This window comes from Pseudoalteromonas sp. SWYJZ98 (assembly GCF_015864495.1).
Taxonomy (GTDB): domain Bacteria; phylum Pseudomonadota; class Gammaproteobacteria; order Enterobacterales; family Alteromonadaceae; genus Pseudoalteromonas; species Pseudoalteromonas distincta.
Genome location: NZ_JADYXA010000005.1, coordinates 79,026 through 92,334 on the forward strand (window position 1 = coordinate 79,026; position 13,309 = coordinate 92,334).

Below are 13,309 nucleotides of genomic sequence, written 5' to 3' on the forward strand. Positions count from 1 at the left end.
AGCTAATTACCACTATCTAAGTTGTATTTTGGTTTTTCGTGCTTAATACCTTTAACTGCCTCTGCAACTTCTGCTGGCATATATTCTTCATCATGCTTTGCAAGCACTTCAAATGCTTCAATAACATTAGGCTCGACTAATACGCCCTGCGCTACAATGCCTTGCCCCTCACGAAACAAGTCTGGCAATATGCCTTGATAACGCACTGTCACTAATGGACCTGTATCTATTAGCTTAAAGCTTACTTGTAAGCTTTGTTCATTACGCTCAACCGTGCCTGGCACAACCATGCCGCCAATACGTAACTTTTGACCTATATGTGGTTTTTCTTTGTTAGGGCCTTTGCCATCAATTAATTCGCTTGGCGTATAAAAAAGATTAATATTTTCTTGCAGTGCATAAAGCACTAAACCAATTGACCCACCAATACCAAACAGTACGGCAATGATTACCAATAGGCGCTTTTTACGTCTTGGATTCATGAGATTTGTTCCTGCTTAGCTTTTTTAATTCGCGCTTCACGTATTATTTGTTGCTCCACTGAAGCCATAATACGCTTGGTGTCTCTCAAAGAGTTCACTAAAATACCGAGTAAAATAAGTGCGCATGTACCAAAAGAAAGCCAGACATAAAATCCATAACCTCCCATTGCAATAAAATCAGAAAAAGAGTCAAACTGCATAATTACCCCTTATTTAACAACGAGCGCACCCACGGTCGGTGCTTTTCACGTTGCAAAATTTCATTTTTAAGACGAATTAAAGTCACTGTTCCAACAAAAGCAGCAAAGGCTAAAATATTAACCATAAGAGGCCAGAACATACTTGGATCTATTGCTTTTGTGTCTAGCTTTGTAATGCTTGCACCTTGATGTAACGTATTCCACCACTCAACAGAGTAATGAATAATAGGTAAATTAATTACGCCAACAATTGCTAAAATAGAAGCCGCACGCCCTGCTGACTTCTTATCTTCAAATGCATGGTAAAGCGAAAGCACACCAAGATATAAAAATAATAAAATAAGCTCAGACGTTAAACGTGCATCCCATACCCACCAAGCACCCCACATAGGCTTACCCCATGCAGCGCCAGTAATTAGCGCTATAGCAGTAATACATGCACCAACAGGCGCAATAGCAATAACAGCAAGCTCGGCATTTCGTAGTTGCCATACAAGTGCAACAATGGCGGCAATTGCCATTGAGGAGTAGGCGCCCATGGATAAAATGGCAGAAGGCACATGAATAAAGATGATACGGTAGCTGTCTTTTTGTTGGTAATCGGCAGGTGCAAAACCAAGCCCCCATACCCATCCAACAATCATACTAACTACGGTAACTACGGCAAAATAAGGCAGTAACGTATTGCATAACTGGTATGCACGCTCTGCTTTAGCATAGGGATGTAACCACTTCCACATTAACTTACACTCACTTTTAAAGCTGACGATATGGCAATTGGTGCGCTTATAATAGCAATAAGTAACATTGCACCAAGGATGGCAAGCTGCCCACTATAATCCAGTGACATTGTACTGGTATCGATAGCCGACGTTGCAAAAATCAAAACAGGAATATACAAAGGCAGTACGAGTAAACTCATCAAAATACCCCCTTTTTGTAATCCCACAGTAAGCCCAGCGCCTATTGCGCCAATAAAGCTCAATAATGGTGTGCCTAATAATAATGTTAAAACGGTTGCTGTTAACGCCGTACTTTCTAGGTTTAACAACAATGCAAATAGCGGGGTCATTAATACAAGCGGTAAACCTGTCACCACCCAATGAGCAGCCACTTTAGCAAGTACGGTTAGCGATAATGGATAAGAGGATGCAATTAACTGCTCCAACGAGCCATCGTTAAAATCATCCCTAAACAACTTATCTAAACCCAACATGGTAGAGAGTAATGCGGCAACCCAAATAATACCTGGCGCCATTCTCGCAAGTAGACCGGGCTCAGGCCCTATTGCTAACGGAAATAATGAAATTACAATTAAGAAGAATAAAATAGGATTTACAATTTCGGCGCGCTGGCGAAACGCAAGTTTTACATCTTTGGTAAATACCGCACTAAATAGCAACCAATAAGAGTGTTGACGAGTCATTAGTGGCGATACTCCAGTGTAACCGTTTGTAAGTTACTAAAGTGGGTCGTTAAGTCTTGGTGGGTCGTTAATAAAATGGCACCACCGCTTTGTAAGTGTTCAGTAAATCGTTGCTGTAAAAAGGCGACACCGCTTTTATCAAGCGCGGTAAATGGCTCATCAAGTACCCATAATTTAGCATCACTTAACCAAAGCCTAACTAGCGCTACACGTCGTTGTTGTCCAGCAGATAGCATTCTAACGGGTACATCTTCAAGTCCAACAAGGCCAAGTTGCGCTAAAATAGGATATAAATCAGGCTCATTTATGTAGCCATTAATTTGTAACCAGTGGCGAACATTTTCAACTGCACTAAGCTGAGTACTTACACCTGTTTTATGCCCTATAAAAAGCAGCTCTCTGGCATACTCTTCATAGTACTTAGATATAGGTTGATCTTGGAACAGAACAGACCCTTCATCAGGCACAGAAAAGCCAGCAATAATACGCAATAGCGATGTTTTACCAGCCCCATTAGGACCCGCTAATTGCATGATTTGACCGCTATTAAGGCTAAAATTAAGATCCGCAAACAAACAACGATCTTGCTTGATGCAGGTGACGGACTTAATGTGTAACAAGATGACGATTCTCTCTGCCAAAAATTAGGCGTTAGTCTACCATAATGATAGGGTAATACGAATATTGCTTTATAATCGATTAACAAAAACTTGATTTAAAATAATGAATACACCAACGCAAATAACATTATCTAACTCATTGGTTATCAATCAATCTGCTCACAGCCAGACCAATGAGTTACCACAGTTACCTAGTGAGGTACTTGCGGCTAAAAACATCCAATTTTCTAAAGACTCGATTACGCTTGATGTATATATTGATAAGCATTGGCAAACATTAAGGCTTGGCACTACAAGCGCACCACAAAGCCTGCAAAAAATAGTCAGTGCTAACATACAGATCAGCCCTGATGGTAAGCAGCTCAACATCTCGCCAAACAGTACAACCCTTACTTTAAATCAGCCAGTACAATTACAGCGCTTGTTAAATTATGTAAGCACGGGCACTGAGGTACAAAGCCAACCAATGGATGTACAGGTTGCTGTATCCCCGTCTCCCAAGTTAGTTATTGATAAACTCAACGCAAATATTGCCATAAATAAAGACGTAGCCCAGTTACTTACAACTGAACAGCCTTTAAAAGTAGTTGTTAGTACGACTAATAAAGACGCACAGATTAATGTTATTAACCGCTTTGCTGATACGGTTCACTCGCAACCACTTAGCCAAACTAAACTTACTAATTTACTCGCGGCCTTATTACCCAGTGCGCAGCTTCAAGTAACACCAAAACTGGCTATTTTAACTCATCCTCAAAAGTCAGGTTCATTTACAACACCTATTACTAATCAACAACTTGCCGAACTACCTAATACACCTATTAAAGTAAATTTAGTGAACCAGGCAGATAAATTATTTATTAAAACCGATACAAACAATATAAAAGTAACGCTTAACAACTCATTCTCAAAACCATTCAACGAGTTACTTTTAGCGCAAAAAAGCAATGCACCTGAAGTAGCCGTTTCTGCGAGTAATATTAAAGTAAATCCATTATTGCCCCTAAATAGTCCAATAAAATCGTGGCTACAAAATAGTTTTAGTGATTTAAAAACGCGAATTAATGATGCGGTTAAATATTTTGAAAATAAGCCTTTTGCTACAATAAGTAAATCTGAGTCAACGCAGCTATCAACTTCGCCCGCGCAACAAAAAACGTCTTTAGCTATACAACTGAGTAAATCACCGCTAAATAGAGTTAACATTACTCAAAGTGTGAGTACTGCGTTAAATAACAATACGAGCAATATTTTGCCAGAGCACTTTTCAAGGCTCCCGCCGATTGTACAATTAACGCAACTAGTAAAAGGAAGTGTTAGTGTTTGGCAAACACCTGCAAACACAGCAACAACCTACACGCCAATAACAAATAATACTACCCCAGGTGAAGTGGCGAGCGCTAAGCCAAGTGATTTAAAAGCAAGCCAATTAAAACCCCTTATTACTAGTGAAAACAGTAAACCGAACACCTTGCTTAACCCTACCAATGAAGTAGTCACTAAGGGACTTACCACCTCCTCATCACAGCTTGCAATAAACGATAATAATCAAAACAACACAAGCACAGTGAACACTAAAAGCATTACCTTGTTAACTGAGCCGTTATCTAATGCGCCCTCTCGTAGTCAAATGCTACAACCAATAGAAGCAAAACTATTAAGTACATTATTAAAGCTTCCTGATGCCACAACCCCTACAGATAAGCTGGCTTACAATAAACAACTTTTAAGCAGTCAAATTACTGATATTACAGATAAGGCAACAAAAGACACCCCTGATTTAACTCGCTTAATTAATCAGGCATTTAACCGTATGGTTTCAAGTAATAACATAAACCCTGCAACCATACAGCGTGAGATACTTGCTACTTTACAGCCCACTCAACTAGCGGGTGATATGCTGCAAAGTAGTTTCACTAAAGGGCTTGAACAGGTGGCTGTGAGTATTTTAGCTGCGCCTCTGATTAGCCAATCAGTAACGCCTATCAGTTTTAATAATCAAACTGGCTTAGATGCTCTCTTACAAGTACTTATACCTACTTTTAAAATGGGTAACACGGGAGCAAAAATGCTTGAACAGCTTCAACAAGCTCAAGTACAAACTTTGGCCAGCGAAATCGTACACGTTAAAAACACACTTACCCAAGTAAGTGTCTCAACACCAAATCAACAGCCAGACACAAACCCGCTTGCACAATTTTTATTACCGATGAGATTACCTCCAGAAGCAGCCCAAACAGAAATAACACTTGGACAGTATAAAAAGCCAAGCGCCGGTAAATTAGAAGATAAAAATGTATGGTTTGTCAGATTAAACTTTGATTATGCCCAACTTGGGCAGCTACAAATTACTGCAGAGTTAATGGATAAAGCACTCGATTGCCAGCTATTAGCCTCGAGCCAAGAAGTAAGTGCAATTGCTCACCCTCACTTAGATAATTTAAGATCAAAACTAGCTAAACATGGCTTACAAGTTGGCGAGCTCAATTTAAGGCGAGGCGATGCCAACAATCAGGCATTCTATAAATCTCACGCAATTATTAATATTAAGGTTTAGCTATGAGTGAAACACCGATTAATAAATCTGCCATTGGCCTTTTGTACGAAGCTGGTAACACACCCACTGTAAGTGTTAAGGGGTTTGGTGAATTAGCTGATGAAATAATAGCAGCGGCTAAACTAAAAGGAATTATGATCCACGAAGATGCAGCACTTGCTAAAACGTTGTCGCATTTAGAGTTAGGAGAAGAAATTCCTAAAGAGCTTTATTATGTTATTGCAGAGCTTATTGCGTTTTCGTATGTATTAAGAGGTCAATTTCCGCCAGGTTGGCAGGATTTTCAAGGTAAGTTAAATATTAAGGCTTGAGCCAATTTATCCGCACATAAAAAAAGGCGCTAAGCACCTTTTTGTTTATGTAATGAAAATAGTAATTCGGCTTCTGCTCGTGGTAGTTCGCACTCGCGTATTACTTCATCAAGGTCTGCACCTAACTCAACCATTTTTACAGCACGAGAGTAAATTTTAGCATCAGGGTCATCGTATTTTTGCGCCGCTTGCTGTTGCATTAAATCTTGGTTTTGTTGTTCGACTTCAAGCACTCGCTTACCAATACTTAAGAGCCCGGTTCTAATCTCCGAAATTTCACTGCGCAAAATATGAGTCTGCTCAGAGCTATCTTTAAGCTGCTGCGATACAGCATTAATTTCATTCGCGTGTTTATTTTTTAATGCAATAATTAACGCCAGCGATATAAGTCCTACCGCTAACGCTGATATAGCTATACTAAGTAACACCATAATTTATTTGGTAAAGCTTATATATCGCTTAACTCATCCCATTCGTCATCACTGAGTAACTTATTTAAATCAACCAAAATCAGTAATTCATTATCGCGGTTACAAACACCTTGAATAAACTTAGCGCTTTCTTCAGTACCAACATTTGGCGCACTGTCGATTTCAGAGCTGCGCAAGTAAACCACTTCCGATACGCTGTCGGCTAAAATACCAATAACTTGCTCTTCTGCTTCAATAATTAAGATGCGAGAGTTGTCAGTTGCATCAGCAGCTAGCAAACCAAAACGTGCGCGAGTATCAATAACGGTAACAACGTTGCCGCGTAAGTTAATAATACCAATCACATATGAAGGTGCACCTGGTACAGGAGCTATCTCTGTATAACGAAGTATTTCTTGTACTTGCATTACATTTACGCCGTAGGTTTCTTCCTCTAGCTTAAACGTAACCCACTGTAAAATTTCATCGTTATTATCTGCGTTTTTATTTGCTGACAGTAATTTATCTTGATTCATGCTATTACCCCGTAATGGTCATTACTACTGACGGCTATCTAAGCCTTTCTCTAATAATATATTTAAATTATCTACGTCTATCAAAGCACACATTTTTTCTTTTATAACGCCAGCAAGCCATGGGCGCTTGCTTTTATTTGTACGCCATTTTACATCTTCTTTACTCAATGTAATGTTATTTATCAACTTCTCAGCTAATAAACCCCACTGGCTATCACCTAATGTAATCAAATATTGATAATCTAAAGATGCCTCTAATTTATCATCATATTTTTCTGGCATAACCCAACGCGCAGTATCAACAACATTAAGCTTTTCTTCTCTGTTGAGCATAACGCCTTTAAACCATTTCGGCTTACCAAACAAATGATTTACTTCACCTAATTGATGTATTCCACCGAGTGCTTTTAATGGCACAGCCAAGGTCAAGCCAGCAACTTCAAAAAATAGTGCCTGAAATTCACCATCAAAATAGTCTGATTGGCTAGTAGTTACAATCTCCAGCTCTGGCTTATCTATAGTAGTAATTGCAGGTGCTATTACTTTTTCGTCAACCACTTCATTAACTTTTTCGGTTTCAAACGCTGGCTCAGCTATTGGCTCAATTTCAACATTAAGTAAGCCATTATCAAATGTGCTCTCTGCTGCTTTTAATTGTTCTTTAGGTTTTGAATGAATATGCTTGTGTTGTGAATCATCAGGGATTTGCTCAAGTAATTTTGCAACTGGCTCAAGGTTATCTTCAGGCTCATCTTCACATAACAAAGCCCCGAGGTATTGTTTCATTACTTTTTCATTAGCAAACAATTGCTTACTCATTCATTAACCTTGTTCAATTAAATATTCTAGCAGTGCTTTATATGCGTATACACCGCGTGAGCGAGGACAATACTCTACAGGTACTTTTTGTGCAAAGCTTGCATCTCTAAATTTGGTATCCACCGGTATCACACCTGGCCAAACTTTATCACCATATGTACTTTGCAATGTTTTGTATGCTTCTAACGATGCTTTGGTACGTTTGTCGTACATGGTAGGAATTATAGTATATTGATAATCTTTTGCTTGAGAGGATTGCATCAAATCCATAGTACGCATCATTCTATCAAGCCCTTTGAGTGCTAAAAACTCCGTTTGCACTGGCACTAAAATTCGCTCACTTGCTGCAAGCGCATTGACCATTAACACCCCTAAAACTGGAGGGCAATCTAAAATGGCATAATCGTAATGTTCGCTAATTTTTGCAAGCGCTTTTTTTAGTATTAACCCCATCCCTGTTTTATTACCCATACTTCGATCAAGTGTAGCTATTGCCATAGTCGCAGGTAAAATATCCAGGTTTTGAAGTGTTGATGGACACAAAGCTTGGAGTATCTCTTCACTTTGCATACTTGTACCACGGGCAAAAATATCGTACACACTGACTTCTAAATCCTCTGAGTCAATGCCAAAGTAATAAGTGAGTGACGCATGAGGGTCTGTATCTATAAGCAACACACGTTTACCTTGTAATGCCAAAATACCGGCAAGGCTCACTGCGGTTGTTGTTTTACCAACCCCTCCTTTTTGATTAGCGACAGTCCAAATCTTCACATTACATCCTAATTACTGTTCATTGCGCGTTGTTATGCGAATACCACCATGAGGCAAACGAATTATTTTTATTGTATCGTCATCTGAAGGAAGTTCAATTTCAGGTTCAATCACTGCAGGCTCATCAGCTTGCCCGTCACTTTTAACCTCTTGTTTTGGCGGTAATCCATACTTAGAAAGTGCGATAACAACTTTACGATTTTCTGCGCGCCCTTGTTCTGTATCGTTACTTGCAAAAGGTGAATATTGGCCATAACCTTCTATCGCCATTCTAGCTGAATTAATGCCTAATGCTTCCAGCTCTACTAAAATTGACGTGGCTCTAGCTACCGACAGTTCCCAGTTCGAACGAAATATCTCATTACGAATACTTTCATCATCAGTATAACCTCGTACTCTTACATAGTTATCTACTGGTGCAATAATATCTTTAACAATCTTGACGACCTGTTTTGCTCGAGAGTGTGCAACTGAACTACCACTTGAAAATAACATACCTGAGCTTAGCTCTATAATCAGCCAATCTTGGTTAAGCTCTAAACTGGCTTCTCCATCACGGATTTCATCAATAAGCGCTGACTGTAATTTAATTAATAAACTATCAAGAGGTTTGCCTAAATACTTTTGCTGGATGTTGCTTGTATCACTTTGGCCGTCGAGTAGCTCAGGACCTTGCTCTTCTTTTAAAATACTTTCGCCATAAAGGACTTCTTGTTCAGGTGTCACTCTATCTGTCAATATTCCATTACCGTTGACACCTTCACCTTGCTGGGAGTATTGGCGAGCTGACTTATCAAAAACCTGTTCAAGGGAATCTGACAATATTTGGAATTGTTCTTCTTTATTAATCGCTATCGCATACAGAACCACAAAAAAAGCAAACATAATAGTCATGTAATCGGCATACGATACAAGCCAACGTTCGGTATGTTGACTTTTAGCAGCAGAGTGACGAAGTCGTCGGCGTAACATGTTATTCGTCCACTAAATTAGGGCGCTCTACACGATAGGCTTCAAGCTTTAATTCTATATTTACTGGGCTTTCACCTATGCTTATTGCAATAACGCCTTCAGCAAGCATTTCATGGTAAAGCATTTTTTGCTCTACACGCTGTTTTAACTTATTTGCCATAGGTAAAAACAATAAATTAGCTAAGCCAACACCATAAATGGTCGCAATAAATGCCGTTGCAACGCCGGCGCCAAGCATTTGTGGATCGGTAATAAACGACATTGCCTGTATTAAGCCAAGCACCGCACCTAAAATACCAATGGTAGGGCTGTAACCCCCCATTGCTTCATAAACACGCGCGGCTTCAAGCAAACGATCGCGTTCTAGCAGTAAATCAATTTCAAGCGTGTCACGTAGTTTTTGCTCTGAGCAGCCATCGACAAGTAAGCTTAAACCTTTTGCTGCATACACATCTGGGTGAGCTAAGGCTTCATTCTCAAGCGCTAAGTAACCTTCTTGACGTGCTTTATGAGACCATCGTTTAACTTGCTCTATTGCGTCTTCAATATCGTATTGTGGTGCAACAAAAACCCACGAGCTCATATTTAGCATTTTTTTGAATGTGCTAGCAGAGGTTTGCAACATAACAGCGCCAAGCGTGCCACCAAGTACAATAATAAGCGCAGGGCCATTAAATAAAGCTGAAACAACACCGCCTTCTAAAGAATAACCTAAACCTATTGCACTAAGTGCTACCAATAGTCCAAATATTGAGAGTTTATCCACAACCTACCTCTCTCATTATACGTGCTGCAACATCGCTCAATGCTAAGCTTTCACTTGAAAGCCCCGCATTAGCAATTGCTTGGGGCATTCCATAAACGACACAGCTTTTCTCATCCTGTGCCCAAATAGTTGCCCCCGTTTGTTTTAACATTCTTGCACCATCACGACCATCAGCGCCCATACCTGTTAAAACAATAGCAAGTACATCGCCTTGATACGTTTTAGCTGCACTAGCAAACGTTACATCTACGCTTGGTTTATAACTTATTCTCTCGCTATGATCTTCAAATACGCGCAGCGTTCTATTTGCTCCACGCCCCTCTACCATCATCTGCTGTCCGCCAGGCGCTAAATAAGCAGTTCCTGGTTGTAAACGATCGCCTTGTTGTGCTTCTTTCACTTTTATTTGGCACAAACCGTTTAAGCGCGCTGCAAACGCGGGTGTAAATGCAGCGGGCATGTGCTGAATAAGTAAAATAGGGTGAGGAAAATTAGCAGGCAATTGAGTCAATATAGTTTGCAGAGCAACAGGACCACCTGTAGAAGTACCAATAGCTAAAAGTTGATATTGTTTTCCACTTGCTCGCATTGAGGAAACATTTGAACTTGTCGATGCAACAGGCGCAGCTCTTTGAAAGCTTCTATCAGGCTGCTTGATTTGAGTTGTTGATGTGCTTGCTCTTTGCGAAAGTGAACTTGTTGGTTTAGTTGAAATGACTGGTTTAACTGGTGTTGCCGCTCTAAATGTTCGCGGTAAACGTCTTCGCCCTATATCTTTTACTTTACTTTGCAAAAGCTTAATTGCATCTTCATTATTGCGTGCAATATCTTCAAATTTTTTCGGTAAAAAATCCATTGCGCCAGCATCTAACGCATCAAACGTTGCTGTTGCACCATCACGTGTAAGTGATGAAAACATTAAGATAGGAGTTGGGTTACTCGCCATTATCTCTTTAACTGCGCTAATACCATCAAGCACAGGCATTTCGACATCCATGGTGATCATGTCAGGACGCAATTGAGCTGCTTTCTCAACAGCCTCTCTGCCATTAACAGCAAAGCCTATAACTTGTATATCGCTATCTTGCTCAAGGATTTCGCTTACTCTACGGCGAAAAAAGCTTGAATCATCAACAACTAAAACTTTAACGGCCATTTAGCTCTCTTATTAAATTTATGCGTAGGTATATATTAAATATATACCTACTTTATTATTAGCCTGCGTAATGTTTTAACATGTTTGGAACGTCTAAAATCAGTGCAATGCCACCATCCGAAGTTATTGTAGCCCCTGCCATACCTGGCGTTCCTTGAAGTAACGCATCAAGCGGCTTAATCACTACTTCTTCTTGGCCAATTAATGAATCAACAACAAAACCAATTTGTTGCGTACCAATTTGTACAATAACGACGTGACCTTTAGATTTTCGCTGAGAACGATCTGAGCCTTTTACTAACCAATGCTCAAGGTAAAATAACGGTATCGCCTTTTTACGCACAATAATTGTTAATTGCCCATCAACTACATTCGTCTTCGTTAAATCTAAATTGAATATCTCACTAACACCAGCCAGTGGTAACGCAAATGTTTGTGCGCCAACAACGACCATTAATGTCGGTAATATAGCCAAGGTAAGTGGTACTTTTATTTCTAAAATAGTACCGACACCAAGTTCAGACTGAATGCTTACTGAGCCATTAAGTTGCGTGATCTTAGTTTTAACTACGTCCATCCCTACACCACGGCCTGAAATATCAGATATTTCTTCTTTTGTAGAAAAGCCAGGTGCAAAAATCAGGTTATATGCTTCGGTGTCAGAAAGTCGACTCCCCTGGTCATGATCGAGTACGCCTTTACTAATTGCAATTTTTTTCAGTTTTTCAGCATCCATACCTGCACCATCATCTTTGATGGTTAGCAAAATATGGTCGCCCTCTTGAGATGCTGATAAAGTAACATTACCTGTTCTAGACTTACCTGCAGCTTCACGGACAGCGGGCATTTCAATACCATGGTCAACTGAGTTTCTAACTAAATGCACAAGCGGATCGGCAAGTGCTTCAACTAAGTTTTTATCTAGATCGGTTTCTTCACCAATAAGCTTTAAATCAATATCTTTATTTAAGCTACGTGCTAAGTCGCGTACAACGCGAGGGAAGCGACCAAATACTTTCTTAATTGGTTGCATTCGCGTTTGCATAACCGCACCTTGAATATCCGCAGTCACTACATCTAAGTTAGAGATTGCTTTACCCATCGCTTCACTGTCTGAGTTAGTCGCTAAACTAACCAAACGATTTCGTACAAGAACTAACTCACCAACCATATTCATAATTTGATCGAGTCGTTTTGTATCTACGCGAACGGTGGTTTCTGCAGCTGGTGGCGCTGATTTTTTTGGAGCTGCTGCTGGTGGTGCTTTAGCTGCTGGCTTCTCTGGCGCTTTTTCAACTGGTTTTGGAGTAGGAGCTTTAGCTGGCGCAGCTTTTTTTACTGGTTCACTCACTTGTTTAGCTGGCGGTGAAACAGGTTCAGGTTGTTTTGCAGCTGGCGCACTTTCTATCGATTTAGGAGCAGTGCCTTTACCATGAAGTTCATCAAGAAGCGCTTCAAATTCGTCATCACTAATTTCATCATCTGATGAATTAACTGTATTTGCCGCTGGTGTAGCTGGTTCTACAGGTGTTTTATTGGCATCATTTTGTTCAGGTTTGATCGTAACTTCACCAAAACTGCCAACACCATGTAACTCGTCTAATAAGCTGTCAAATTCATCATCAGTAATATCACCACTAAAATCACTACTACTTGCTACTGGTTTTTCAACTGCAGGACCTTGTCCTTTACCGTGTAGCTCATCAAGTAAGCTTTCAAATTCGTCTTCAGTGATTTCATCTATTTCAGCATCGCTAACCGAAGGCGCTCCGCTAAATAGTTCATCAAATGCAAACGGATCTTCATCATCAGCTACCGGTGTATCCACCACTTCATTATGAGGTTGTTCAACCCCTGTTTGTGAAGAGGCTTCAGTGGCTTCGGCTTCTGTTGGAGGTAGACCTAAGATATGAAGAGTATGAAGTAATTCAGGATCTGCAGGTTCAGGCTTGTCTCTGTTTTGGATAGTCGCAAACATCTCATTAATGGTGTCTAGTGCTTGTAAAATAACATCCATTAACTCTGAGTTGACTGTTCGCACGCCTTGACGTAGTAAATCAAATACGTTTTCAGCACCGTGACAAGCATCAACAAGTTCTGTCATAGCTAAAAAGCCTGCACCACCTTTTACAGTGTGAAAACCTCTAAATATAGCGTTTAGTAACTCGGTATCTTCTGGATTATTTTCCAGCTCAACTAACTGTTCAGATAAAAGCTCTAGGATTTCTCCAGCCTCTACAAGAAAGTCTTGTAAAATATCTTCATCGACTTCAAACATGC

The 13,309-nt window shown here is 40.0% G+C and carries 15 protein-coding genes; 2 read left to right on the forward strand and 13 right to left on the reverse strand.

Going from position 1 to position 13,309, the window contains the following annotated elements; all coding sequences use genetic code 11:
* Positions 1 to 2: 2 nt before the first annotated feature.
* The 5 genes from ccmE to ccmA are packed head-to-tail and all read right to left on the reverse strand — an operon-like array spanning position 3 to position 2,728.
* Positions 3 to 482, reverse strand: coding sequence for a cytochrome c maturation protein CcmE (gene ccmE, locus I6F10_RS05730; protein WP_002959283.1), 480 nt, complete (start codon positions 480 to 482; stop codon positions 3 to 5).
* Positions 479 to 682, reverse strand: a complete 204-nt coding sequence (gene ccmD / locus I6F10_RS05735) for a heme exporter protein CcmD (RefSeq protein ID WP_002959284.1) — start codon at positions 680 to 682, stop codon at positions 479 to 481. The genes ccmE and ccmD overlap by 4 nt, the downstream gene beginning before the upstream one ends.
* A 2-nt stretch (positions 683 to 684) precedes the next feature.
* Complete coding sequence (locus I6F10_RS05740; RefSeq protein ID WP_002959285.1) at positions 685 to 1,422, reverse strand: heme ABC transporter permease; 738 nt, start codon at positions 1,420 to 1,422, stop codon at positions 685 to 687.
* Positions 1,422 to 2,108, reverse strand: a complete 687-nt coding sequence (ccmB, locus tag I6F10_RS05745; RefSeq protein WP_002959286.1) for a heme exporter protein CcmB — start codon at positions 2,106 to 2,108, stop codon at positions 1,422 to 1,424. Before ccmB ends, I6F10_RS05740 begins: the two co-directional genes overlap by 1 nt.
* Positions 2,108 to 2,728: a cytochrome c biogenesis heme-transporting ATPase CcmA gene (gene ccmA, locus I6F10_RS05750; RefSeq protein ID WP_152609331.1), complete on the reverse strand. Its 621-nt coding sequence runs from the start codon at positions 2,726 to 2,728 to the stop codon at positions 2,108 to 2,110. The genes ccmB and ccmA overlap by 1 nt, the downstream gene beginning before the upstream one ends.
* A gap of 103 nt (positions 2,729 to 2,831) precedes the next feature.
* Here ccmA and fliK point away from each other — a divergent pair, with 103 nt between their 5' ends.
* Together fliK and I6F10_RS05760 are read left to right on the forward strand one after the other, a co-directional pair.
* A complete protein-coding gene (gene fliK / locus I6F10_RS05755) occupies positions 2,832 to 5,285 on the forward strand; it encodes a flagellar hook-length control protein FliK (RefSeq protein WP_197098586.1) in 2,454 nt (817 codons plus the stop codon).
* Positions 5,286 to 5,287: 2 nt separating this feature from the next.
* Positions 5,288 to 5,596 (forward strand): EscU/YscU/HrcU family type III secretion system export apparatus switch protein, encoded by a 309-nt coding sequence (locus tag I6F10_RS05760; RefSeq protein WP_138488715.1) that lies wholly within the window; start codon positions 5,288 to 5,290, stop codon positions 5,594 to 5,596.
* A gap of 29 nt (positions 5,597 to 5,625) precedes the next feature.
* On the opposite strand, the gene I6F10_RS05765 is transcribed toward I6F10_RS05760, so the two are convergent.
* From I6F10_RS05765 to I6F10_RS05800, 8 genes are read right to left on the reverse strand one after another with little or no spacing between them, the layout of a single operon-like run.
* A complete protein-coding gene (locus tag I6F10_RS05765; protein ID WP_024595394.1) occupies positions 5,626 to 6,027 on the reverse strand; it encodes a DUF2802 domain-containing protein in 402 nt (133 codons plus the stop codon).
* 17 nt (positions 6,028 to 6,044) lie between these two features.
* Positions 6,045 to 6,542: a chemotaxis protein CheW gene (locus I6F10_RS05770; protein WP_002959294.1), complete on the reverse strand. Its 498-nt coding sequence runs from the start codon at positions 6,540 to 6,542 to the stop codon at positions 6,045 to 6,047.
* A 24-nt stretch (positions 6,543 to 6,566) separates the two neighbouring features.
* Complete coding sequence (locus I6F10_RS05775) at positions 6,567 to 7,361, reverse strand: chemotaxis protein CheW (RefSeq protein WP_197098587.1); 795 nt, start codon at positions 7,359 to 7,361, stop codon at positions 6,567 to 6,569.
* Between the two features lie 3 nt (positions 7,362 to 7,364).
* Positions 7,365 to 8,135: a ParA family protein gene (locus I6F10_RS05780; protein ID WP_002959298.1), complete on the reverse strand. Its 771-nt coding sequence runs from the start codon at positions 8,133 to 8,135 to the stop codon at positions 7,365 to 7,367.
* Between the two features lie 12 nt (positions 8,136 to 8,147).
* Positions 8,148 to 9,107: a flagellar motor protein MotB gene (locus I6F10_RS05785; protein ID WP_024595392.1), complete on the reverse strand. Its 960-nt coding sequence runs from the start codon at positions 9,105 to 9,107 to the stop codon at positions 8,148 to 8,150.
* A gap of 1 nt (position 9,108) precedes the next feature.
* Positions 9,109 to 9,873, reverse strand: a complete 765-nt coding sequence (locus tag I6F10_RS05790; protein WP_197098588.1) for a flagellar motor protein — start codon at positions 9,871 to 9,873, stop codon at positions 9,109 to 9,111.
* Complete coding sequence (locus I6F10_RS05795; RefSeq protein ID WP_197098589.1) at positions 9,866 to 11,029, reverse strand: protein-glutamate methylesterase/protein-glutamine glutaminase; 1,164 nt, start codon at positions 11,027 to 11,029, stop codon at positions 9,866 to 9,868. The genes I6F10_RS05790 and I6F10_RS05795 overlap by 8 nt, the downstream gene beginning before the upstream one ends.
* A 58-nt stretch (positions 11,030 to 11,087) precedes the next feature.
* Complete coding sequence (locus I6F10_RS05800) at positions 11,088 to 13,307, reverse strand: chemotaxis protein CheA (protein WP_197098590.1); 2,220 nt, start codon at positions 13,305 to 13,307, stop codon at positions 11,088 to 11,090.
* Between the last annotated feature and the right edge of the window lie 2 nt (positions 13,308 to 13,309).